The sequence below is a fragment of the Streptomyces sp. ATexAB-D23 genome, from assembly GCF_000373645.1.
GTDB lineage: Bacteria > Actinomycetota > Actinomycetes > Streptomycetales > Streptomycetaceae > Streptomyces > Streptomyces castrisilvae.
This window is the reverse complement of the sequence record NZ_KB892001.1, coordinates 480,348-501,939: the sequence shown is the minus strand read 5'-3', so window position 1 is coordinate 501,939 and position 21,592 is coordinate 480,348. Positions and strand designations below refer to the sequence as shown.

Genomic DNA, 21,592 nt, shown 5'->3' with positions numbered 1-21,592 from the left:
CCAGTGCGGTGGCACACGCTGGACCCGACCATAGGCAGACCGGATTTCTCAAGCATGACCCATTTGTTTCGCCGAAGTTAACCGAGCCGGGTGCGACAGGCGGTCGAACAGCCCCCCGGCCGCCTTCGTACCGGGGTCCGGCGGGTTTCCCGGCCGTCTCGCCCGGATGTCCGGGGAATGGGACGACACCCGCCGGGGAAGAGGCGCGGGCGGGCGCAGTACCGTGGTCGGGTGGACAACAGGCAAGCAATCGGATCGTGGCTCTCCGGGCCGCGCGCGGCCGCCGAGGAGATGGGCGCCGACTTCGGCTACCGGGGCAAGCGGCTCGGCCTCCCCGAGCAGGGCCCGGGGGCCATCGCCCCGCTCGGCCGGCGCTTCGGAGCTCTCTTCATCGACTGGGCCCTGTGCCTGCTGATCGCATACGGACTGTTCGCTCGCGGTGACCAGCAGTCCGCGGGCAACTGGGCGCTCGGCATCTTCCTCGTCATGAGCGTGCTCACCCTCGGCACCATCGGCTGCACCCCCGGCAAGCGCCTCATGGGCATCCGCGTCATCGCCGAGGACGGCGGCCGCCTCGGCCTCGTACGCGTCCTCATCCGCAGCGTGCTGCTCTGCCTGGCGATCCCGGCCCTCGTCTGGGACCGCGACGGCCGCGGCCTCCACGACCGCCTCGCCCGCGCGGTCCAGGTCCGCCTCTGAGCCGTACGCAGCGCGAAGAGGGCGGGCCGTGAACCACGAGGTTCACGGCCCGCCCTCTCGCTGTCGGGGCTGGACGCGGCTCCTACTAAAATTCCGGTCGGAATGAGAATTCGGTCTATCAGGGAGAAGCGCTGTGCCCTTGGTGTCTGTCGTGATGCCGGTGTACAACTCGGCAGTCACTCTCGGTGCTGCGGTCCGGTCGGTGCTCACCCAGACGCACAGCGATCTGGAACTGCTGGTCACCGATGACCAGTCCTCGGACGGGTCCATGGACCTGCTGGAGGAATTCGCCCGGCAGGACGAACGCGTCCGCCCGGAAACGGCCCCGGAGCGGGGCGGCGCGGGCCGGGCTCGTAACCTCGCCATGGAGCGGGCCAACGGGGACTACATCGCCTTCCTCGACAGTGACGACATGTGGCTGCCGGAGAAGCTGGAGCGGCAACTCGCGTTCGCGGCGACGGCGCAGGTGCCTCTGACATTCACCGCCTACTACAAGATGGACGCCGATCACGTCGGTGAGAGCTCCGATTTCGAGCCGAACGGGCGCATCGTCCCCGTCCAGGAACGCGTCGACTACCGCGCGATGCTGCTTCAGGACCACATCGGTGCGCTGACCGCGATGTACGACCGCACGGTCCTGGGTACGCGGCTGATGCCGGAGATGCCCAAGCGCCAGGACTACGCCCTGTGGCTGTCCATCATGCGTGACGGGTTCGATGCCGCGGGGCTCCCGGAGCCGCTGGCCGTGTACAGGGCCCAGCGTCCGGGATCGCTGTCCTCGAACAAGCTGTCACTCATCCCGTACAACTGGGCCCTGTACCGGGAGCACGAACAGCTTTCGGTGCCCCGGTCGACGCGGGCGCTGGCAGGGGCCGCCTGGCACTCGCTGCGCAAGAGGCGGATCTAAGGGCTGTCCCGCAATTCCTGGCGGATCAGCGCGCGGCGTCAGATGCGGTGCATCGCAAGGCGGAGAGGCGCCCGCATACTGGATGTATTCGGGCGTTTCGACAACGCGGCGAGGTGCCGTAGCTGACGTCGTGCGCCCGCCAGGAATTGCGGGACAGCCCTTAGGGCCTGTCCGGATCCGGAACATATGAAGCCTGTGACAGGGCGCCGCAGGCGCCCTGTCACAGGCTTCATATGTGGGAGACGACCGCCGCGGGAGCCCGCGGCTAGCGTGCGCGGGGCGGGCGGCCGGCGCCCCCGCGGCCGGGGAGGGGGCCCTTCGGCAGCGGCATGTTGCTCATCAGGTCGCCCATCGCGCGCAGCCGGTCGTTGGCGGCGGTGACCTGGGGGCCGGTCAGTACGCGCGGCAGCTTCAGCATCTTGGTGCGCACCTTCTTCAGCGGCACCTGGCCCTCGCCGTTGCCGACGATGATGTCGTGGACGGGGACGTCGACGACGATGCGGGCCATCCGCTTCTTCTCGGCCGCGAGCAGGCTCTTCACCCGGTTCGGATTGCCCTCGGCGACCAGCACGATGCCCGCCTTGCCCACGGCGCGGTGGACGACGTCCTGGTTGCGGTTCATCGCGACCGCGGGCGTCGTCGTCCAGCCGCGGCCCACGCGGTCCAGCACCGCGGCCGCGGCGCCGGGCTGGCCCTCCATCTGCCCGAAGGCCGCGCGCTCGGCGCGCCGTCCGAAGACGATCGCCATCGCGAGGAGGGCGAGCACGAAGCCCAGGATGCCCAGGTAGATCGGGTGGTCGATCAGGAAACCGATCGCGAGGATGACACCGAAGGTGACGATTCCCACACCCGCGACCACAAGACCGATCTTGGTGTCGGTCCGCCTGGTCATCTTGTAGGTCAGGGCGATCTGCTTGAGCCGCCCCGCGTTCTCGGCGCTGTCCGCGCCTTCAGTGGTGTTTGCCTTCCTCGCCATGCAAGGAAGTTTACGTGGCCCGGGAACGACGGGCGGCCACGGCCTCCCGTTCCAGTGCGTAGCCGGACTCGGCCCGGTCCTTGGCCCGGCGGCGGTCCTCCAGGACGGCCGTCCAGGCGTTGCGGCGGGCGGTGCGCTGGCCGCTGCTCAGCAGCAGCGACTCGACGGCGCGGAGGGCATCGGTGACGGTCGGGATGACGGTGGCGCGTACCGGCGCGGCCTGCATCGTGGAAGTCCCCTCAAAACGATGTGCGTGTGCTGCGCGGACTGGAGACGGGGCGCAGGGTCGGCGGTGGCGGTCGAAGTCACCGCGCTGCGCGTTCATCCAGCGTCACTGTCCGGTGTTACCAGCGCATGACCGGTCGGTCAAACACCAATGAAACCCTGATATCGGCGCCGCGCACGCCGACGCGGTCCGTCCGCGCCCCGGTGGCCTCTCGGACCTGCGAGGAGTGGAAGGACCGCGTCGGTTCGGCCATTACTCGGCGGTAGCCGCTTGTGCGCGATTTCACACAGGGCGGTCGCGCGGTGCTTACGCGGAAGGCGCCGCGATCTGGGCCCCGCGCCGGTCCATCGCCTGCTGGAACAGCCGGCCCGCGCGGTAGGAGGAGCGGACCAGCGGTCCGGACATCACGCCCGAGTAGCCGATCGCGTCGGCCTCGTCCTTCAGCTCCACGAACTCGTGCGGCTTCACCCAGCGCTCGACCGGGTGGTGGCGCGGGGACGGCCGCAGGTACTGGGTGATCGTGATGAGCTCGCAGCCGGCGTCGTGCAGGTCCCGGAGCGCCTGGCTGACCTCCTCGCGGGTCTCGCCCATGCCGAGGATCAGGTTGGACTTGGTCACCAGACCGGCCTCGCGGGCCCGGGTGATGACCTCCAGGGAGCGCTCGTAGCGGAAGCCGGGCCGGATCCGCTTGAAGATGCGCGGTACCGTCTCCACGTTGTGCCCCAGCACCTCCGGGCGCGAGGAGAAGACCTCGGCGAGCTGCTCGGGCTCGGCGTTGAAGTCGGGGATCAGCAGCTCGACCTTGGTGTGGCCGCCCTCCCGCTCCGCCGTCTGCGCGTGGATCTGGCGCACGGTCTCCGCGTACAGCCAGGCGCCGCCGTCCTCCAGGTCGTCGCGGGCGACGCCGGTGATCGTGGCGTAGTTCAGGTCCATCGTGACGACCGACTCGCCGACACGGCGGGGCTCGTCCCGGTCCAGCGCCTGCGGCTTGCCCGTGTCGATCTGGCAGAAGTCACAACGCCGGGTGCACTGGTCGCCGCCGATGAGGAACGTGGCCTCGCGGTCCTCCCAGCACTCGAAGATGTTGGGGCAGCCGGCCTCCTGGCACACCGTGTGCAGGCCCTCGCTCTTGACGAGTTTCTGCAGCTGGTTGTACTCAGGACCCATCTTGGCCCGGGTTTTGATCCACTCGGGCTTGCGCTCGATGGGGGTCTGGCTGTTCCGGACCTCAAGGCGCAGCATCTTGCGCCCGTCAGGTGCGACAGACACTCCGGCACTCCCCTTTGCTTTCACTGCATTGGATTCTTCGGCGAACACCAGGGTACGCCCGTAGTTCATTCGGCTTTACGTCTGCCCAACCTGGGGGCGGCAGGGCCTATTCCCGGAGGCGTGTTCCGTGGGTCACGCCGTGGCCATGGCGTCGTCGGCGCGGGCGACGACGCGCGGGGCCGGCTCGGCGTTCTCCAGGATGTCGCGCAGGTGCTTCTCGACGACCGGGAGGACCTCGGCGATGGTGATGTCGCGGCCGAGTTCGTACGCGAGCGAGGTGACGCCCGCGTCCCGGATGCCGCAGGGCACGATCCGGTCGAACCAGGTGTTGTCCGGGTTCACGTTGAACGAGAAGCCGTGCATGGTCACGCCCTTGGCGACCCGGATGCCGATCGCGGCCAGCTTGCGGTCCTCGCGGCGCTGGCCGGCGTTGGACGGGGCGTACTCCGGGCCGTTGAGCCGGGGGTCGAACTCGTCGTCCTGCATGCGCGGGTCGAAGTCGAGGGTGAGGCCGCCGACGGCGGGGCGCCGCTCGACCGGGTCGCCCAGGACCCAGACGCCGCTGCGGCCCTCGACCCGGGTGGTCTCGACGCCGAACTCGGCGGCGGTGCGGATCAGCGCCTCCTCCAGGCGGCGCACGTGCGCGACGACGTCCACCGGGCGGGGGAGCTTCTGGATCGGGTAGCCGACGAGCTGGCCGGGGCCGTGCCAGGTGATCTTGCCGCCGCGGTCCACGTCGATGACCGGGGTGCCGTCCAGGGGGCGCTCGCTGTCGGCCGTGCGCCGGCCCGCTGTGTAGACGGGCGGGTGTTCCAGGAGCAGGCAGGTGTCGGGGACGGTGTCCTCGAACCGTGCCGCGTGCACCTCGCGCTGCTTCTGCCAGGCCTCCTGGTAGTCGACGGCATCCTCGCCGAAACCCAGGCGGACGAACCGGAGCTCAGTCACGACAGCAGCCTCTCTACTCGCGGTGCCGTGGTCCGGAGGGTTTCCCCGGCACCGCGTCACCCTGCACGAATCGCGCCCGAGCCACTGTACGACCGTCGGGGGAGCGGGGGACGGGCAGGTCTTTCCCGTCAGCACCGCCCGCAATCCTCACACGATCGGATGAATGTGGAGCAAAGGAGACCGGGGCCGCCCCGCCGACAGTTAAATTCGCGCCGTTCGTCAGAGGAGGCCCTGAGGGCTGCCCGCCCGGCCCAGAAGGCAGGAGACCCTACAGCTGATGTCGGAACGACCCCCGCAGCGCACCCCCAACCGTCGGCTCGCCTCACTCATCACCGAGGCCGGATTCTCCAACGCCGGCCTCGCCCGCCGGGTGGATCAGCTCGGCCTCGAACACGGCCTCGACCTGCGGTACGACAAGACCTCCGTGACCCGCTGGCTGCGCGGCCAGCAGCCCCGGGGCACCACCCCCGCGCTGATCGCCGAGGTCTTCACCCGGCGGCTCGGCCGCCGGCTCTCCGCACAGGACCTGGGCCTGGACGCCTGCGCCCCCGTCTACGCGGGGCTCGAATTCGCCGCCACGCCCGCCGAGGCGGTCGACATCGTCAGCGGACTGTGGCGCAAGGACTCCGGCAGCCACGCCGAGCTGCGGAAGATCGCCTTCACCCCGGCGGGCCTGGTCGTCCCCAGCCGGGACTGGCTGATCGGCCGGGCGGACGAGTGGGTCGGCCGGGGCGGCCCCGTGAGCCCGGTCCGGACCGGTGGCGCGGTCCGGACCGGGGGCGGCGCCCCGGCCCCCGCGGCCTCCCGCGGCGCCTCCGGGCCGTACGCGGCACACGGCTCCGCGCCCGGCGCCCTGCCCGGCGTGCCCGAACAGGGCGGGGCCCCGGGGACCGGCGGCCGGCCCGGCGTCCGGGGGCCCGCGCCCTCCAGGCCCGGCGGGACGCCCGCCCCGCCCGGTGCCCCGGCCGCCGCCGTGCCCGGCGCCCCCGGCGTTCCCCGGCAGCGGCAGACCGAACGGGGCTCCGGACTGCGGGTCGGCGACGGGGACGTCGCCGCCCTGCGCTCGGTCGCCGAGCTGTTCCGCACCCTGGACCACGCCTACGGCGGAGGTCACGCCCGGCAGGCCCTCGTCCGGTACCTGGAGCACGAGACGGAGCCGATGCTGCGCGGCACGTACACGGAGGCCACCGGCCGGCGCCTGTTCGCGGCCGCCGCCGACCTGACCCGGCTGGCCGGCTGGACCTCGTACGACATCGCCGCCCACGGGCTCGCCCAGCGCTACTTCGTGCAGGCCCTACGGCTCTCCCAGGCCGCCGGGGACCGCGCCTACGGCAGCTACGTCCTCATCACCATGAGCCGCCAGGCGGTCTACCTCGCGCACGGCCGGGAGGCGGTCCAGCTGGCCAGGGTCGCCCAGCAGGGCATCGGCTCCGCCGCCCCCCACGCCGTCCTCGCCCTGCTGCACGCGGTCGAGGCGCGCGGCCACGCGGTGCTCGGGGACGCCAAGGCGTGCACCGCCTCGCTCGCGCGGGCCGAACGGGCGCTGGAGACGGCCCGCCCCGGTGACGAGGTGCCGCACTGGGCGCGCCACTTCGACGAGGCGCAGCTCGCCGACGAGTTCGGCCACTGCCACCGCGACCTCCAGCAGTACCGGCCCGCCGCCCAGCACGCGGAGCGCTCGCTCCAGCTGCGCGCCCCCGCGTACGCCCGCAGCAGGCTGTTCTGCCGGGTGGTGCTGGCCTGCGCCCGGCTCGGCCTCGGCGAGCTGGAGCAGGCCTGCCGGCTGGGCGCGGAGGCCGCCCAGCAGGCCGCCGAGATGCGTTCGGTACGGGCCACGGAGTACGTGCGCGACTTCGAGCGGCGGCTTGAGCCCTTCCGGGACGCGGCGGCCGTGCGCGGCTACCGCGAACGGGTCGCCGCGCTGGGCTGAGGCGTCAGGCGGCCCGGGGGAGCACCGCCCCGCCCCCGGCGGCCGGCCGTACGCCGAGGTCGCTCAGGATCGAGACGGCGGCCCGCCGGCCGGACGCCAGGGCGCCCCGGACCGTGCCGGTGTCGCGGTGGTCCCCGCACACGTACAGGCCCGCGAGCACCCGGACCGGGCGGGCCGGGTCGTGCGGCGGCGTCATCGCGGGCACCGCCTCCGGGTCGTGGTGGGCGGCCAGCAGTTCCCAGTCGTCGGTGGGCACGCCGTAGAGCGTGGCGAGGTGGGCGCGGACCGCGCGGTCGAGGCCGGGAGGCGGGGTGCCGAGCACGGTGGAGCTGATCAGGGTCCGGCCGCGCGGGGCGCGGGCCGGGTCGACCTCGCTCATCACCGCGGTGTGCGCGACGGGCCCCGAGCGGTCGGCGTCCAGCACCAGTGAGGCACCGGTCGGCGGGGGAGCGGGGGCGGTGTGGTGGAGCACCGTCACGGGGTGGAAGGACGGCATGCGCAGGCCCGGCAGCAGTTCGGCCGCGGCGCTCGCGCCGGTCGCGATCAGCAGGGAGCGGCAGCCCAGTTCGCCGTGTTCCTTGGTGCGGACCGAGGTGATGTCGGCGGAGGTGACGTGCACCCCGGTGCGTACGGTGCCGGGCGGCAGGGAAGCCGCGAGGAGTTCGGGCAGGGTGCCCGCCCCGCCCTCCGGTACGCACAGCCGCCCGCTCGCGTAGGTGCGCAGGGCGAGGTCGGCGTACCTGCTGGAGGTGGCGAGGTCCGGGTCGCTGAGCAGCGCGGTGAGCAGGGGGCGTACGAAGCCGTTGAGCGTACGGGCGGACAGCCGGCCGGACAGGGCGTCGAGTGCGGCGCGTTCGGGCCGGGCGAGGATGCGGGCCGGCGGGGTGGCGGCGAGGCGGGCCAGTGCCACGCCGAGCCGTGCGTGGTCGATCGCGCCGCCCATGGCTCCGCTGAGGGCGCCCGCCCGTGGCGGCCTGGGGGCGCTCGCGAGGGCGCGCGCCGCTTTCAACGCGCCCCGTGCGCTGCGTGGGCCCTGGGTGCCGCGCGTCTCCCCGGTCCGGTGGCGGCGGCCCTCGCTGTGGACGAGGACGCCGGGGTCGAAGGTACGCAGGACGAGACCGTCGAGACCGGGCGTCGTGCGCAGCTCCGGGTAGGCGGTGTTGAGCAGCGGGCCGACGTGGTCGAGGCGGAACCCGTCCACCTCGTCGGTCGTCATCCGGCCGCCGACGCCGGGGCCGGCCTCCAGGACGCTGACCCCGACTCCCGCGCTGGTCAGATGGTGGGCCGCTGACAGGCCGGCGATTCCGGCCCCGATGACGACGACGTCCGCGTGGTGTGCCGTGCTGAGCACGTGCCCTCCCCGATTCGGCGCGATTGGTGGGGGGCTCTTGCCCTCAACCGCCCACCGGAATGCGTGTGTTCATCAGGAGGCTAGGAGAGTGCCCGATCGTGCGCAGTCGCGCGCGTACGGGGGCACCGGTGCACGGGGTCGCACACCCGTCCGAGGCTGGTGCGGGTGGTGCGGGAGGTTCAGCGCAGGGCCGCGCGGATGGCGGCGTCGATGCCGGGGAAGGCGTACGAGAAGCCCGAGTCCAGCAGCCGTGCGGGCAGCACCCGCTGACTGCCCAGCACGTCCCCGGCGAACTCGCCCAGCGCGATCCGCAGCGCCGGCGCGGGCGCCGTGAACAGGGTGGGCCGCCGCAGGACCCGCCCCATCGCGGCCGTCACCTCGGCGTTGGTGACGGGCGCCGGGCCGGTCAGGTTCACCGGGCCGGACAGCTCCGGGGTGTCCAGGATGTGCCGCAGCGCCGCGATGTGATCGTGCAGCGCGATGAAGCTCCAGTACTGCCGCCCGTTGCCCAGCCGGCCGCCGAGCCCGGCCCGGAACAGCGGGAAGAGCCGGCCCCAGGCGCCGCTCTCCCGGGCGACCACCAGTCCGGTGCGGGCGTGCACCGTACGCACCCCGGCCTCCTCGGCGGCGGCCGTGGCCTCCTCCCACTCCACGCACACCGACGGCAGGAACCCGTCGCCCGGCGGCGCGTCCTCGTCGATCGCGCGGTCCGCGGTGTCGCCGTAGAAGCCGATCGCCGACCCGGACAGGAACACGGCGGGCGGGGTGTCCAGGGAGGCGACGGCGTCCGCGACGGCGGCGGTCCCGAGCACCCGGCTGTCCCGGATCTCCTTCTTGTACGCCTCGGTCCAGCGGTGGTCGCCCACCCCGGCCCCCGCGAGGTGCACGACCGCGTCGCAGCCCACCAGACCGGCCACGTCGACGTAGCCCCGCCCGGGGTCCCACTCCACCTCGTCACCGGCCCGCGCCGGGCGGCGGACCAGGCGGACCACCTCGTGCCCGTCGGCCCGCAGCGAGCGCACCAGCGCCGCTCCGATGAGTCCGGACGATCCGCTGACGGCGATACGGGAGTGCGGCATGGCACCCATCCTGCCCCATGGACCCCGCCCGGCACCGCCGTGGCACAGTGGCGGCCATGACCGAGTCACCCGCCGCCGCAGCCCCCGCCGTCCGCCGCGCCGTCCCGCAGGACGGCCCCGCACTCGGTGAACTGGACCGCGCCACCTGGTCGACGCTGCACGCCGTGCAGCCGCGCCCGCAGCCGCCCTACGAGCCGTTCTTCGACGAGCGGCACCTGCCCCAGGACATCCTGGTGGCCGAGGCGGTGAACGAGGCCGGGGTCCGGGGCCTGGCCGGATACATCCGGGTGGTGCCGCCCACCCCGCTGGCCTGCAACGCGCACGTCCGTCAGATACAGGGCCTCGCCGTCGCCGGCTGGGCGCGCGGCCGGGGCGTCGGGCGCGCGCTCGTCCGGGCCGGCTGCCTCGCGGCGCGCGGCGAGGGCGCGAACCGGATGACCCTGCGGGTCCTCGGCCACAACGCGCCGGCCCGCGCGCTGTACGAGGCGGAGGGCTTCACCGTCGAGGGTGTGCTGCGCGGCGAGTTCTTCCTGGACGGGCGGTACGTGGACGACGTGATGATGGGCCGGCCGCTCGCCCCGTGACCCGCGTGGCGCTCAGTGGCCGAACCGCTCCCACAGCGCGGGCAGCCGGGCCGCCGGCGCCGCGTCGTCGCCGGGGTCCAGCGGCGTGCCCTCCGGCTCCTCGGCCTGCGGCGGCAGCCCCAGATCGGGCGCGACCAGGCCGGTGAGCTGCTCGTACGCCTCGTCGGCCGCGTACCCCAGCTCCTCCGCGTCCCCGTCCAGCTCCTCGTCGAAGTCGTCCAGCAGCTCGGCCAGGCTGTCCGGGTCGTGCACCGCGCCCTCGAAGACCTCCCGGCCCCGGCCGATCAGCCAGCAGCGGAAGCAGTCGAAGGCGTCCTCGTCCGCGCCGCCGAGCAGCACGGCTGCCGCGGCCCACAGGTCCCAGCGGTAGGCGCGGTTGAAGCGGGCCTCGAAGTGCCGGGCGAAGTCCAGCACGGAATCGGGATCGAGCCGCACCAGCCGTTCGACCAGCAGGTCGGCATGGTCCTCGGGGTCGCCGTCGGCGGCCTCGCGGGTGCTGTCGATCAGCTCCCAGAACTCCGTCTCGTCCATCACGGGTCCAGCATCTGCCCTGGGGGCGGGCCACGCACGCCCAGTCACCGCGACGGGGCTCAGGAAGTGCCCCGGTAGAGCGCGTGCAGCCGGGCGGCGGCCGCCGCGAACCCGGCGCGCAGGGCCGCGGGTTCCAGCACCTCCAACTCCGGCCCGAGGCCCATCAGCTGGCCGCGGGCGACGTCCAGGGACTCGACCGGCAGGGTGACCGTGACCCATCCGTCGGCGCCGGGCGGCCCCGCCGCCTCCAGCGCCTCCCGCGCGGCGGCCCGGTCCACGGCGTGCGGCAGCAGACGCACGCCCGTCTCCGAGAGCCGTACCCTCACCCGCGCCCGCAGCAGCGACCGGGCGAACTCGGCCGACCGCTCCGCCCAGAAGGAGGGCAGGTCGAAGCCCTCGTCCCGGACGAACGGCGTGTCCGAGACGGCCGCGGCGGTGAACCGGTCGATCCGGTACACCCGGAAGTCGTCGCCCGCGCGGGCGCACAGGTACCAGACCCCGGCCTTCAGGACGAGGCCGTAGGGGGCCAGCTCCCGTTCCGCCCCGGTCTCCCGGCCGGCCCGCCGGTAGCGGGCGAGGAGCAGGCGGTCGCGCCACACGGCCTCGGCCACGGCGGGCAGCAGCTCGGGCGCGACCGGCTCCTGGTACCAGGCGGGCGCGTCCAGGTGGAAGCGGCGGCCCGCCCCGGCGGGGGCGTCCCGCAGGGCGGGCGTCAGGGCCGCCGAGACCTTCAGGCGGGCGGCGGACGCGGCGTCCGCGAGGCCCATCTCGCGCAGGGCGGACGGCAGGCCGGACAGGAAGAGCGCCTCGGCCTCGTCCCGGGCGAGCCCGGTCAGCCCGGTGCGGTACCCGCCGACGAGCCGGTAGCCGCCCGCCCGGCCGCGTTCCGCGTACACCGGGACACCGGCCTCGGACAGGGCCTGGGCGTCCCGGGTGACGGTCCGCTCGGACACCTCCAGCTCCGCGGCGAGCCCGGCGGCGGTCATACCGGGGCGGGCCTGGAGGAGCAGCACCATTCTGATCAGCCGGGCAGCACGCATACGGCCATTGTGGCCGTACGGAAACGGGACGAGCCCGCCCCGCGCACGGGGCGCGGGACGGGCTCGACCGTGCGCGGGATCAGAGACCGTACCGGTCCCGGGCCTCCTTGACCGCCGTCGCGGGGACCTCGCCGCGACGGGCCAGCTGGGCCAGGACCGCGACCACGACGGACTGGGCGTCGACACCGAAGTGGCGGCGGGCCGCGTCACGGGTGTCGGAGATCCCGAAGCCGTCCGTGCCGAGCGAGGACCAGTCCTGCTCGACCCACTGGCTGATCTGGTCCGGCACCGCGCGCATCCAGTCGCTGACCGCGAGGACCGGGCCCGGCGCGCCGTCCAGCGCCTGCGTCACGTACGGCACCCGCTGCTCGCCGCGGAGCAGCGCCTCGTCGCACTCCAGCGCCTCCCGGCGCAGCTCGCCCCACGAGGTCGCGGACCAGACGTCGGCCGTGACACCCCAGTCGGCGGCCAGCAGCTCCTGGGCCTCCAGGGCCCAGTGGATCGCCGTACCGGAGGCCAGCAGCTGGGCGCGCGGCGCGTCCGCCCCGGCGGGCGTGCCCTCCTTGAAGCGGTAGAGGCCCTTGACGATGCCCTCCTCGACGCCTTCCGGCATCGCGGGCTGCGGCTTCGGCTCGTTGTAGACCGTCAGGTAGTAGAAGACGTCCTCGGCGTCGGGGCCGTACATCCGGCGCAGACCGTCCTGGACGATCACCGCGATCTCGTACGCGAACGCCGGGTCGTAGTTGAGCGACGCCGGGTTCGTGGCCGCGATCAGGTGCGAGTGGCCGTCCGCGTGCTGGAGGCCCTCACCCGTCAGCGTCGTACGGCCGGCGGTCGCGCCGACCACGAAGCCGCGGCCGAGCTGGTCGCCGAGCTGCCAGAACTGGTCGCCCGTACGCTGCCAGCCGAACATCGAGTAGAAGATGTAGAACGGGATCATCGGCTCGCCGTGCGTCGCGTACGACGTGGCGGCGGCGATGAAGTCGGCCATGGCGCCGGCCTCGGTGATGCCCTCGTTGAGGACCTGGCCGTCCTTGGCTTCCTTGTAGTACATCAGCTGGTCGCGGTCGACCGGGTCGTACGTCTGGCCGAGCGGCGAGTAGATGCCGGCCGACGGGAACAGCGCCTCCATGCCGAAGGTCCGGGCCTCGTCGGGGACGATCGGGACCCAGCGCTTGCCGGTCTGCTTGTCCCGCATCAGGTCCTTGACCAGGCGGACGAAGGCCATCGTGGTGGCCAGCTCCTGCTTGCCGGAGCCCTTCTTCAGCGCGGCGAACGCGCGCTCCTCGGGCGTCGGCAGCGCCACCGCGTGCACCCGGCGGGCCGGGGCGGGGCCGCCGAGGGCGGCGCGGCGCTCCTGGAGGTAGCGGACCTCGGGGGAGTCGGCGCCCGGGTGGGCGTAGGGCACCAGGCCCTCGTCCAGCTTCGCGTCCGGGATCGGCAGGTCGAGCAGGTCGCGCATGGCGCGGAACTGCTTGCCGTCCAGCTTCTTCATCTGGTGGTTGGCGTTGCGCGACTCGAAGCCGGGGCCGAGCGTGTAGCCCTTCACGGTCTGCGCCAGGATCACCGTCGGCGCGCCCTTGTGCTCCAGGGCCGCCCGGTACGCCGCGTAGACCTTGCGGGCCTCGTGGCCGCCGCGCGAGGTGTGGAAGCACTCGGCGATCTTCGCGTCGGTGAGCAGCTTCGCCAGCTCGGCGAGGGCGGGCTCGGCGCCGAAGAAGTGCTCACGGATGTAGGCGACGTCGCGGGTGGCGTACGTCTGGAACTGCGCGTCCGGGACCTCGCGGAGCCGGCGTACCAGCGCACCCGCGGTGTCGAGCTGGAACAGCTCGTCCCAGGCGGTGCCCCAGAGCGTCTTGACGACGTTCCAGCCGGCGCCGCGGAAGGCACTCTCCAGCTCCTGGACCACGCGGAAGTTGGCGCGGACCGGGCCGTCGAGGCGCTGGAGGTTGCAGTTGATGACGAAGGTCAGGTTGTCGAGCTGCTCACGGGCCGCGAGGGCGAGGGCGGCGGTCGACTCGGGCTCGTCCATCTCGCCGTCGCCCAGGAAGGCCCAGACGTGCGAGTTCGACGTGTCCTTGATGTTGCGGTTGGCCAGGTAGCGGTTGAAGCGCGCCTGGTAGATCGCCGAGAGCGGGCCGAGGCCCATCGAGACGGTGGGGAACTCCCACAGCCAGGGCAGCCGCCGCGGGTGCGGGTAGGACGGCAGGCCGTTGCCGCCCGCCTCCTGGCGGAAGTTGTCGAGCTGCTGCTCGTCGAGCCGGCCGTCGAGGAAGGCGCGGGCGTAGATGCCGGGGGAGGCGTGGCCCTGGATGTACAGCTGGTCGCCGGAGCCCTCGCCCTCCTTGCCGCGGAAGAAGTGGTTGAAGCCGGTCTCGTACAGCCAGGCCGCCGAGGCGAAGGTGGCGATGTGGCCGCCGACGCCGAAGCGCGAGCCGCGGGTGACCATCGCGGCCGCGTTCCAGCGGTTCCACGCGGTGATCTTCGACTCCATCTCCAGGTCACCGTCGAAGGCGGGCTCCGCGGCGGTCGGGATGGAGTTGACGTAATCGGTCTCCAGCAGCTTGGGCAGCGCGAGACCGGCGCCCTCGGCGTGCTGGAGCGACCGGCGCATCAGGTACGCGGCGCGGTGCGGGCCCGCGGCCTTGGTGACGGCATCCAGGGAGGCCGCCCATTCAGCGGTCTCCTCCGGGTCGCGGTCCGGGAGCTGGTCGAGCTCGCTCGGAAGCTTTCCTACGGGGTCGGTCATGATCGCCGCCTTCCGGTGAGGAGGGGGGTGGAGAAGTCCCTGACTGGCAGGACAGGGCGATGGGGCCGGTGGGCCCGCGAAGTGAACTGTAAGTCGCCGATCGATGATCGATCAAAGGATGAAAGGAAAAACTTCTCGATCTGAAGAAAGTGGCATGCCGTGCCATGAAATGGGGCACCGAGTGACGGGATTTAGCGCGCAAAAGGGGCGTCGATCTGCACGGGTGAGCACTCCTGGTGACAGATGCGTCACCGGCCCGGTGCGGGGCTCAGGCGCGCGGCGCGCAGCCCAGCACGTGCGCCTTGACCAGGGTCCCTATGTCCGGGTCCTTGCGCAGGAAGGCGTCGATGAGCGCCTCGTGCTCCTCGGCGTAGGACTTCTGCACCGTCCCCAGCCAGCGGATCGACAGCGCCGTGAACACCTCGATGCCGAGCCCCTCCCAGGTGTGCAGCAGCACCGCGTTGCCCGCCGCCCGCACCATCTCGCGGTGGAAGGCGACCGTGTGGCGCACCTGTGCCTCGCCGTCCGCCAGCCGGTCCGCCTCGTAGAGCGCCGCCACGTGCGGGGTCAGCAGCGAGCAGTCCTCGCCGAGCCCGGGGGCCGCCAGCTCGGCGGCGATCTGCTCCAGACCGGCCCGTACCGGGTAGCTCTCCTCCAGATCGGCGGCCGTGAGGTTGCGGACCCGGACGCCCTTGTTGGGCGCCGACTCGATCAGCCGCAGCGTCTCCAGCTCCCGCAGCGCCTCGCGCACGGGCGTCTGGCTGACCTCCAGCTCGGTGGCGATGCGCCGCTCCACGATCCGCTCGCCCGGCTTCCAGCGCCCGCTGACGATCCCCTCCACGATGTGCTCGCGGATCTGTTCGCGCAGCGAGTGGACGACGGGCGGGGTCATGACGGGCTCCTTCGGACAGACCGGTACGCCTGCACCGGCACGGTGGCCGGGGCGACCGGTGGTGTCTAGACAATACGGCGGCGCCCCCGCCCGGGAGTGTTCCGGACGGGGGCGCCGATCGTGAGGCTGGTTACAGGCCGAGCTCGACCTCGAACTCGCCGGCCTCCAGGATCGCCTTGACCGCGGTCAGGTAGCGGGCGGCGTCCGCGCCGTCCACCAGACGGTGGTCGTAGGAGAGCGAGAGGTACGTCATGTCGCGGACACCGATGACGGTGCCCTCCTCGGTCTCGATGACCGCCGGACGCTTGACGGTGGCGCCGATGCCCAGGATGGCTGCCTGGTTCGGCGGCACGATGACGGTGTCGAACAGCGCACCGCGCGAGCCGGTGTTGCTGATGGTGAAGGTGGCACCGGACATGTCGTCCGGCGTCAGGCCGCCACCGCGGGCCTTGCCGGCCAGCTCGGCGGTCTTCTTCGAGATACCGGCGATGTTGAGGTCGCCCGCGCCCTTGATGACCGGGGTCATCAGGCCCTTCTCGGCGTCCACGGCGATGCCGATGTTCTCCGAGTCGAAGTACGTGATCGTGCCTTCGTCCTCGTTGATCCGGGCGTTGATGACCGGGTGGGCCTTCAGCGCCTGGGCGGCGGCCTTGACGTAGAACGGCATCGGGGAGAGCTTGACGCCCTCGCGGGCCGCGAAGCCGTCCTTCGCCTTGTTGCGCAGCTTCATCAGCTTGGTGACGTCGACCTCGACGACCGAGGTCAGCTGGGCCTGCGAGTGCAGCGCCTTCATCATGTTGTCGCCGATGACCTTGCGCATGCGGGTCATCTTGACCGTCTGACCGCGCAGCGGGGAGGTCTCCAGCTTCGGCGCCTTGGAGGCGGGGGCATGGCCCCCGGCGGTCACGGCGGCGGGCGCCGGGGCGGCAGCGGCGGCCTTGGCGGCCTCCGCGGCGGCCACCACGTCCTGCTTGCGGATACGGCCACCGACGCCGGTGCCCTTGACCGAGCCCAGGTCGACGCCGTTCTCGGCGGCGAGCTTGCGGACCAGCGGCGTGACGTACGCGCCGTCGTCGCCGGAGGTCGCGGCCGGAGCCTGCGCGGCCGGAGCCGGAGCCGGAGCCGGAGCGGCCGGAGCGGCGGGCGCCGGAGCCGGGGCGGGGGCCGCCGGTGCCGGAGCGGGCGCGGCGGGTGCCGGTGCGGGGGCGGCCGGAGCGGCCGGTGCCGGAGCCGGAGCGGCCGGAGCCGGTGCGGGGGCGGCCGGTGCCGGAGCGGCGGCCGGGGCGGCACCGGGCGCACCGATGACGGCGAGCTTGGCGCCGACCTCGGCGGTCTCGTCCTCGGCGACGACGATCTCCAGCAGCACGCCGGAGACCGGGGCCGGGATCTCGGTGTCGACCTTGTCCGTGGAGACCTCCAGGAGGGGCTCGTCCTCCGTGACCTCCTCGCCGATCTCCTTCAGCCAGCGGGTGACGGTGCCCTCGGTGACGCTCTCGCCGAGCGCCGGCAGGGTGACGTCGGTGCCGGAGGCGGAGGAGGCACCGGCGGTGGCCTCGGCGCTCGGCGCCTCGGCCGGGGCCGGGGCCTGGGTCTCGGTCGACGGGGCGGCCGGGGCCTCGGTGGCGGCCGGGGCGGGGACCGCGGCCGGCTCGGCGGCCGGGGCGGCCTCGGCGGCCGGAGCGCCCGAGCCGTCGTCGATGACGGCCAGCTCGGCGCCGACCTCGACGGTCTCGTCCTCGGCGACCTTGATGGAGGAGAGGATGCCGGAGGCGGGGGCCGGGATCTCGGTGTCGACCTTGTCGGTCGACACCTCGAGCAGCGGCTCGTCGGCCTCGACGCGCTCGCCCTCGGCCTTCAGCCAGCGGGTGACAGTGCCCTCGGTGACGCTCTCTCCGAGCGCCGGCAGGGTTACGGAAACCGACATGGTTTCAGTTGCTCCTAACGAAAATGCGGAAGTGGTCGGTCGTCGCGCCCGGTCGACTGGTCAGTCGTGGGAGTGCAGGGGCTTGCCGGCCAGGGCCAGGTGGGCCTCGCCGAGCGCCTCGCTCTGGGTCGGGTGGGCGTGGATGAGCTGGGCGACCTCGGCCGGCAGCGCCTCCCAGTTGTAGATCAGCTGGGCTTCGCCGACCTGCTCGCCCATACGGTCACCGACCATGTGGACGCCGACCACGGCACCGTCCTTGACCTGGACGAGCTTGATCTCGCCCGCGGTCTTGAGGATCTTGCTCTTGCCGTTGCCCGCGAGGTTGTACTTCAGCGCGACGACCTTGTCCGCGCCGTAGAGCTCCTTGGCCTTGGCCTCGGTGATACCGACGGAGGCGACCTCGGGGTGGCAGTACGTCACCCGGGGAACACCGTCGTAGTCGACCGGGACGGTCTGGAGACCGGCCAGCCGCTCCGCCACGAGGATGCCCTCGGCGAAGCCGACGTGCGCCAGCTGGAGCGTCGGGACCAGGTCGCCGACGGCGGAGATCGTCTCCACGTTGGTCCGCATGTACTCGTCGACCAGGACGTAGCCGCGGTCCATGGCGACCCCGGCCTCCTCGTAGCCCAGGCCCTGCGAGACCGGGCCGCGGCCGATGGCGACCAGCAGCACCTCCGCCTCGAAGGTCTTGCCGTCGGCGAGGGTCACCCGGACGCCGTCCTGCGTGTACTCGGCGCTCTGGAAGAACGTGCCGAGGTTGAACTTGATGCCGCGCTTGCGGAACGCGCGTTCCAGGAGCTTCGAGCTGTTCTCGTCCTCGACCGGGACGAGGTGCTTCAGGCCCTCGATGATCGTCACGTCGGTGCCGAAGGAGGTCCACGCGGAGGCGAACTCGACGCCGATGACGCCGCCGCCCAGCACGATCGCGGACTTCGGCACGCGGTCCAGCTTCAGCGCGTGGTCCGAGGAGATGATGCGGTTGCCGTCGATCTCCAGGCCCGGGAGCGACTTCGGCACGGAGCCGGTCGCCAGGAGCACGTGGCGGCCCTGGATGCGCTGGCCGTTCACGTCCACCGAGGTGGGGGAGGAGAGCCGGCCCTCACCCTCGATGTAGTGCACCTTGCGGGAGGCGACGAGACCCTGGAGACCCTTGTACAGGCCCGAGATCACGTCGTCCTTGTACTTGTGGACGGCCGCCATGTCGACGCCCTCGAAGGTGGCCTTGACACCGAACTGGCCGGCCTCGCGGGCCTGGTCCGCGATCTCGCCCGCGTGCAGCAGGGCCTTCGTGGGGATGCAGCCGTTGTGCAGGCAGGTGCCGCCGACCTTGCCCTTCTCGATCAGAGCGACGTCCAGGCCCAGCTGCGCTCCGCGCAGGGCCGCGGCATACCCGCCGCTGCCACCGCCGAGGATCACTAGGTCGAAAACGGTGCTGGCGTCGTTCGCCACGTCACGTCCTCCATGCATGTGCGCCGTACGCCGGGCCCCGTCCTCGGGGTGTGACCGGCCGGTCGGCTGGTGTGCGGCCGCTTTGTCTTCGGCCCTGTGGTGGGGGCCCTGTCCTGCCGAGAACCCATCTTCGCACTTGTTGACGGTGGGCGGGACGCGGGGCCCGTGTCCGGGACGGATGATCGTCCGTCCCAGTGGATTACCGCTGGGTAGGAAACAGGGGATTTCGTCGAGAGCGAAACCGTCCCTTTCCCGGTCGCGGTGCCGTGAGGGGAACGCGTACGGCCCCGGACGTATGCCCGGGGCCGCAGGGGCGCCTCGCCGGTCGTGGCCGGGGCCGCGGCGCGACGCCCCTGGCGCGGCCGCTGCCTCAGCCGAGGTCGCCGTCGGCGGTGCGCTCCGCCAGCCTGACCAGGGTGCGGATCGCCGATCCGGTGCCGCCCTTGGGCGTGTAGCCGTACGGGGCGCCCTCGTGGAAGGCGGGGCCCGCGATGTCCAGGTGCGCCCAGGCGATGCCCTCGCCCACGAACTCCTTCAGGAACAGACCGGCCACCAGGCCGCCGCCCATCCGCTCGCCCATGTTGGCGATGTCGGCGGTCGGCGAGTCCATGCCCTTGCGCAGGTCGGCCGGGAGCGGCATCGGCCAGGACGCCTCGCCGACCTCGTCGGCGATCTCGTGGATCGAGGTCCGGAAGGCGTCGTCGTTGGCCATGATGCCGAACGTGCGGTTGCCCAGGGCCAGCACCATCGCGCCGGTCAGGGTCGCCACGTCGACGATCGCGTCCGGCTTCTCCTCCGACGCGCGGGTCAGCGCGTCGGCCAGGACGAGCCGGCCCTCGGCGTCGGTGTTGAGGACCTCGACGGTCTTGCCGCTGTACATGCGCAGGACGTCACCGGGGCGGGTGGCGCTGCCCGACGGCATGTTCTCGGCGAGCGCCAGCCAGCCGGTGACGTTGACGCGCAGGCCCAGACGGGCGGCCGAGACGACGGTCGCGAACACGGCGGCGGCGCCGGCCATGTCGCACTTCATCGTCTCGTTGTGCCCGGCCGGCTTCAGCGAGATGCCGCCCGAGTCGTAGGTGATGCCCTTGCCCACGAGGGCCAGGGTCTTCTCCGCCTTCGGGTGCGTGTAGGCGAGCTTCACCAGGCGCGGGCCGCGGGCCGCGCCCTGGCCGACGCCGAGGATGCCGCCGAAGCCGCCCTTGACGAGCGCCTTCTCGTCGAAGACCTGCACCTTGACGCCGTGCTCCTTGCCGGCGGCGGTGGCCACGGCGGCGAAGGACTCGGGGTACAGGTCGTTCGGCGGGGTGTTCACCAGGTCGCGGGCGCGGTTGATCTCCTCGGCCACGGCGAGGGCGCGCTCCGCGGCGGCCTTGAACGCCTTGTCACGCGGCTTGGCGCCGAGCACGGCGACCTCGGCGAGCGGCGGCTTCGGGCCGCCGGCCTTGGCGTCCTTGGGGGCGAGCTTGTTCTCGCCGGCCTGGTAGGCGGTGAAGGCGTACGCGCCGAGCAGCGCGCCCTCCGCGATGGCCTCGGCGTCCTCGACGGAGGCGATGGGCAGCGCGAAGCCGGCCTTCTTGGCGCCGGCCAGCGAGCGGGCGGCCGCACCGGCGGCCCGGCGCAGCGCCTCGGCGTCGTACGCGCCGTCCTTCTCCGGGGCCGCGCCGAGACCGGCCGCGACGACGACCGGGGCCTTGAGGCCCTCGGGTGCGGGGACCTTGGTCAGCTCGCCCTCGGCACCCGAGGCGCCCAGGGTCGCCAGGACGGCGGCGAGCTTCCCGCCGAACGCCTTGTCCACGGCCTCGGCGCCCGGTGCGAGGACGAGGTCCCCAGACTTGGAACCAGCGCCCTTGGCGACGCCCACGACGAGGGCGTCGGCGCGCAGCGTCGCCGCACCGGCAGTGCTGAGAGTGAGAGCAGTCACGGTGGTGAAATCTCGCTTCCGTTGAGTTTTTTCCGGTCTGTGTTGGTCGAAGGGGTGGCCGACCGGGCCCGGCGCATCGTAGACGCCGCCGCAATGTGCCGGGAATGAGCCTACGCGCGCCTTTGCTGCCTGATCACGGCGGCGGGGCGTCCGGCGTCCGCGGGCGTCGTACGGTGGTGGTCCCGGGAAGATCGTCCCGGCGGAACGGGCCCCGGACGCAGAGGTGTTGGCGGGGGCCGAGGGAGCATGGGGGAACGATGCGCGACCGGACGGCCGCTCGGGTGACCGCGGGGCGCGGTGCTCTCGCCGTCACCGTACTGATGGTGCTGGTGGCGCTCACGGGCTGCTCGTCGCGGTCCGAGCGGGCCCCCGAGGGCAAGGAATCCGCCTCCATGCGGCCCGCCGCAGCGCGCTGGCAGCCGGAGCCGGGCACCGACTGGCAGTGGCAGCTGTCGGGCGGGCTCGACACGACGGTGGACGCCCCGGTGTACGACATCGACGGCTTCGACCGGGACGCGGCCGACGTCGCGGCGCTGCACGGCGCGGGGCGCAAGGTCATCTGCTACCTGTCCACCGGCGCCTGGGAGGACTTCCGCCCGGACGCGGCGCGGTTCCCCACCGCCGTCCTCGGCAAGGGCAACGGCTGGAAGGGCGAGCGCTGGCTCGACATCCGGCGCACCGACGTCCTGGAGCCGCTGATGGAGACCCGGATCGCGATGTGCGCGAAGAAGGGCTTCGACGCCGTGGAGCCGGACAACATGGACGGCTACCGCAACAAGAGCGGCTTCCCGCTGACCGCCGCCGACCAGCTGCGCTACAACCGGCTCGTCGCGCGCCTGGTCCACCGCCACGGGATGGCCGTCGGCCTGAAGAACGACCTCCCGCAGATCCCGGAGCTGGTCGCCGACTTCGACTTCGCGGTCAACGAGCAGTGCGCCCAGTACGAGGAGTGCGAGGAGCTCACCCCGTTCGTGAAGGCGGGCAAGGCGGTTTTCCACGTCGAGTACGAGCTGCCCGCGGCACGGTTCTGCGAGCGGTCCCGGAAGCTGGGGCTCAGCTCCCTGCGCAAGGAGTACGAGCTGGGCGCCGAGCGAGAGACCTGCGCGCGGGGCTGACG

General features: G+C 72.7%; 18 protein-coding genes. 5 read left to right on the top strand and 13 right to left on the bottom strand.

Translation table 11 applies throughout. The annotated features are described in order from the left end of the window. Nucleotides 1-231: 231 nt before the first annotated feature. Both B082_RS0102170 and B082_RS0102165 read left to right on the top strand, forming a co-directional pair. Entirely contained in the window at nt 232-699 is a 468-nt protein-coding gene (locus B082_RS0102170; protein ID WP_026249337.1) for an RDD family protein, read from the top strand. Nucleotides 700-832: 133 nt separating this feature from the next. Next, complete coding sequence (locus B082_RS0102165) at nt 833-1,606, top strand: glycosyltransferase family 2 protein (RefSeq protein ID WP_026249336.1); 774 nt, start codon at nt 833-835, stop codon at nt 1,604-1,606. 265 nt (nt 1,607-1,871) lie between these two features. Here B082_RS0102165 and B082_RS0102160 read toward each other — a convergent pair whose 3' ends face one another. The 4 genes from B082_RS0102160 to lipB form a co-directional block, all read right to left on the bottom strand. Then, complete coding sequence (locus B082_RS0102160) at nt 1,872-2,582, bottom strand: DUF4191 domain-containing protein (RefSeq protein ID WP_018550177.1); 711 nt, start codon at nt 2,580-2,582, stop codon at nt 1,872-1,874. 10 nt (nt 2,583-2,592) lie between these two features. After that, nucleotides 2,593-2,808 carry a hypothetical protein gene (locus tag B082_RS0102155; RefSeq protein ID WP_018550176.1) on the bottom strand — a complete coding sequence of 72 codons (216 nt, stop codon included), beginning with the start codon at nt 2,806-2,808 and terminating at the stop codon, nt 2,593-2,595. Nucleotides 2,809-3,114: 306 nt separating this feature from the next. Then, nucleotides 3,115-4,050, bottom strand: coding sequence for a lipoyl synthase (gene lipA / locus B082_RS0102150; RefSeq protein ID WP_018550175.1), 936 nt, complete (start codon nt 4,048-4,050; stop codon nt 3,115-3,117). Between the two features lie 159 nt (nt 4,051-4,209). Further along, nucleotides 4,210-5,022, bottom strand: coding sequence for a lipoyl(octanoyl) transferase LipB (lipB, locus tag B082_RS0102145; protein ID WP_018550174.1), 813 nt, complete (start codon nt 5,020-5,022; stop codon nt 4,210-4,212). A 277-nt stretch (nt 5,023-5,299) separates the two neighbouring features. On the opposite strand from lipB, the gene B082_RS0102140 reads away from it, so the two are divergent. Next, nucleotides 5,300-6,952, top strand: a complete 1,653-nt coding sequence (locus B082_RS0102140) for a hypothetical protein (RefSeq protein ID WP_018550173.1) — start codon at nt 5,300-5,302, stop codon at nt 6,950-6,952. A 4-nt stretch (nt 6,953-6,956) separates the two neighbouring features. On the opposite strand, the gene B082_RS0102135 is transcribed toward B082_RS0102140, so the two are convergent. Beyond that, nucleotides 6,957-8,303, bottom strand: coding sequence for an NAD(P)/FAD-dependent oxidoreductase (locus B082_RS0102135; protein WP_018550172.1), 1,347 nt, complete (start codon nt 8,301-8,303; stop codon nt 6,957-6,959). 179 nt (nt 8,304-8,482) lie between these two features. After that, complete coding sequence (locus B082_RS0102130; protein ID WP_018550171.1) at nt 8,483-9,382, bottom strand: TIGR01777 family oxidoreductase; 900 nt, start codon at nt 9,380-9,382, stop codon at nt 8,483-8,485. A 56-nt stretch (nt 9,383-9,438) separates the two neighbouring features. Here B082_RS0102130 and B082_RS0102125 point away from each other — a divergent pair, with 56 nt between their 5' ends. After that, entirely contained in the window at nt 9,439-9,966 is a 528-nt protein-coding gene (locus B082_RS0102125) for a GNAT family N-acetyltransferase (protein WP_018550170.1), read from the top strand. Between the two features lie 12 nt (nt 9,967-9,978). Here the strand turns inward: B082_RS0102125 and B082_RS0102120 are convergent, their stop codons facing one another. From B082_RS0102120 to B082_RS0102090, 7 genes are all read right to left on the bottom strand, one after another. Beyond that, nucleotides 9,979-10,497 carry a DUF4240 domain-containing protein gene (locus B082_RS0102120; protein ID WP_018550169.1) on the bottom strand — a complete coding sequence of 173 codons (519 nt, stop codon included), beginning with the start codon at nt 10,495-10,497 and terminating at the stop codon, nt 9,979-9,981. A 59-nt stretch (nt 10,498-10,556) separates the two neighbouring features. Then, nucleotides 10,557-11,537: a helix-turn-helix transcriptional regulator gene (locus B082_RS0102115; protein ID WP_026249335.1), complete on the bottom strand. Its 981-nt coding sequence runs from the start codon at nt 11,535-11,537 to the stop codon at nt 10,557-10,559. Between the two features lie 79 nt (nt 11,538-11,616). Continuing rightward, the gene (aceE, locus tag B082_RS0102110) at nt 11,617-14,286 is read right to left on the bottom strand and encodes a pyruvate dehydrogenase (acetyl-transferring), homodimeric type (RefSeq protein WP_018550167.1); all 2,670 of its coding nucleotides are present in this window, start codon (nt 14,284-14,286) and stop codon (nt 11,617-11,619) included. Between the two features lie 268 nt (nt 14,287-14,554). After that, entirely contained in the window at nt 14,555-15,178 is a 624-nt protein-coding gene (locus B082_RS0102105) for a GntR family transcriptional regulator (RefSeq protein ID WP_018550166.1), read from the bottom strand. A gap of 130 nt (nt 15,179-15,308) precedes the next feature. Beyond that, nucleotides 15,309-17,102 (bottom strand): 2-oxoglutarate dehydrogenase, E2 component, dihydrolipoamide succinyltransferase, encoded by a 1,794-nt coding sequence (gene sucB / locus B082_RS0102100; protein WP_018550165.1) that lies wholly within the window; start codon nt 17,100-17,102, stop codon nt 15,309-15,311. 60 nt (nt 17,103-17,162) lie between these two features. Continuing rightward, on the bottom strand, nt 17,163-18,551 hold the full coding sequence (gene lpdA, locus B082_RS0102095) for a dihydrolipoyl dehydrogenase (protein ID WP_018550164.1): 1,389 nt from the start codon (nt 18,549-18,551) through the stop codon (nt 17,163-17,165). A 370-nt stretch (nt 18,552-18,921) separates the two neighbouring features. Then, entirely contained in the window at nt 18,922-20,475 is a 1,554-nt protein-coding gene (locus B082_RS0102090) for a leucyl aminopeptidase (protein ID WP_018550163.1), read from the bottom strand. A gap of 257 nt (nt 20,476-20,732) precedes the next feature. Between B082_RS0102090 and B082_RS0102085 the strand changes: the two genes are divergently transcribed. Continuing rightward, nucleotides 20,733-21,590, top strand: coding sequence for an endo alpha-1,4 polygalactosaminidase (locus B082_RS0102085; RefSeq protein ID WP_018550162.1), 858 nt, complete (start codon nt 20,733-20,735; stop codon nt 21,588-21,590). The last annotated feature ends 2 nt before the right edge of the window (nt 21,591-21,592 follow it).

Coding starts and splice junctions, on each gene's coding strand:
- B082_RS0102160 (WP_018550177.1), bottom strand. CDS start 2,582: ATGGCGAGGAAGGCAAACACCACTGAAGGCGCGGACAGCGCCGAGAAC.
- B082_RS0102155 (WP_018550176.1), bottom strand. CDS start 2,808: ATGCAGGCCGCGCCGGTACGCGCCACCGTCATCCCGACCGTCACCGAT.
- lipA (WP_018550175.1), bottom strand. CDS start 4,050: ATGCTGCGCCTTGAGGTCCGGAACAGCCAGACCCCCATCGAGCGCAAG.
- B082_RS0102140 (WP_018550173.1), top strand. CDS start 5,300: ATGTCGGAACGACCCCCGCAGCGCACCCCCAACCGTCGGCTCGCCTCA.
- B082_RS0102130 (WP_018550171.1), bottom strand. CDS start 9,382: ATGCCGCACTCCCGTATCGCCGTCAGCGGATCGTCCGGACTCATCGGA.
- B082_RS0102125 (WP_018550170.1), top strand. CDS start 9,439: ATGACCGAGTCACCCGCCGCCGCAGCCCCCGCCGTCCGCCGCGCCGTC.
- B082_RS0102120 (WP_018550169.1), bottom strand. CDS start 10,497: ATGGACGAGACGGAGTTCTGGGAGCTGATCGACAGCACCCGCGAGGCC.
- B082_RS0102115 (WP_026249335.1), bottom strand. CDS start 11,537: ATGCGTGCTGCCCGGCTGATCAGAATGGTGCTGCTCCTCCAGGCCCGC.
- aceE (WP_018550167.1), bottom strand. CDS start 14,286: ATGACCGACCCCGTAGGAAAGCTTCCGAGCGAGCTCGACCAGCTCCCG.
- B082_RS0102105 (WP_018550166.1), bottom strand. CDS start 15,178: ATGACCCCGCCCGTCGTCCACTCGCTGCGCGAACAGATCCGCGAGCAC.
- sucB (WP_018550165.1), bottom strand. CDS start 17,102: ATGTCGGTTTCCGTAACCCTGCCGGCGCTCGGAGAGAGCGTCACCGAG.
- B082_RS0102085 (WP_018550162.1), top strand. CDS start 20,733: ATGCGCGACCGGACGGCCGCTCGGGTGACCGCGGGGCGCGGTGCTCTC.